Source organism: Brachyspira sp. SAP_772 (assembly GCF_009755885.1).
Taxonomy (GTDB): domain Bacteria; phylum Spirochaetota; class Brachyspiria; order Brachyspirales; family Brachyspiraceae; genus Brachyspira.
Map to the genome: position 1 here is coordinate 1 of NZ_VYIX01000363.1, position 527 is coordinate 527.

At 26.0% G+C, this 527-nt stretch carries 2 protein-coding genes; both read right to left on the minus strand.

Going from position 1 to position 527, the window contains the following annotated elements; all coding sequences use genetic code 11:
• Positions 1 to 294, minus strand: a 294-nt coding sequence (locus GQX97_RS14520) for a hypothetical protein (protein WP_157152377.1), incomplete at its 3' end; no start/stop codon positions are given.
• Positions 291 to 527, minus strand: a 237-nt coding sequence (locus tag GQX97_RS14525) for a hypothetical protein (RefSeq protein ID WP_157152378.1), incomplete at its 5' end; no start/stop codon positions are given. The genes GQX97_RS14520 and GQX97_RS14525, both read right to left, overlap by 4 nt.

The following is a 527-nucleotide window of genomic DNA, read 5'->3' on the forward strand; positions in this document are numbered from 1 at the left end:
ATTTCCTTTTTTATTCTTTATATCTTCATTAATAAGTACCTTAAATCTATATATACAATACTGTAAAGCACTGCGTTTATAATCATCATCATCATATTTAGGAATATAACAAAAACGTTCACTTATAAATTGCCGCCATGCTTCGCTAACTAAATCAGACCAATATTTATTAGCCGTATATAAACTAACTAAATCTTTACCAATATAAAAGAAAGTATCTCTATAAATTAAAAATCCTTTATATAAATAAAAAGTTAATTCCTGTAGTTCTAATTCCTCTAACCTTCCTATCACATTACTATGATACCATCTCGAAAATTTCGCATAGCACTAACTAATTCTAATACTTGTTTTTTAGTTAAATCTTCCAAACAACTTTTATCTCCATAAGCTTTTTTGCCGTTTATTTCTACTTCAAACATTTCAAAAATATCATTATTAGCTTTTTTCTTATTTACTTTCTCATAATAACTATTTTCCTCTTTAGCCGTAAGCTCATTAAAACTAATCTCAGCATTTTCTTCAAA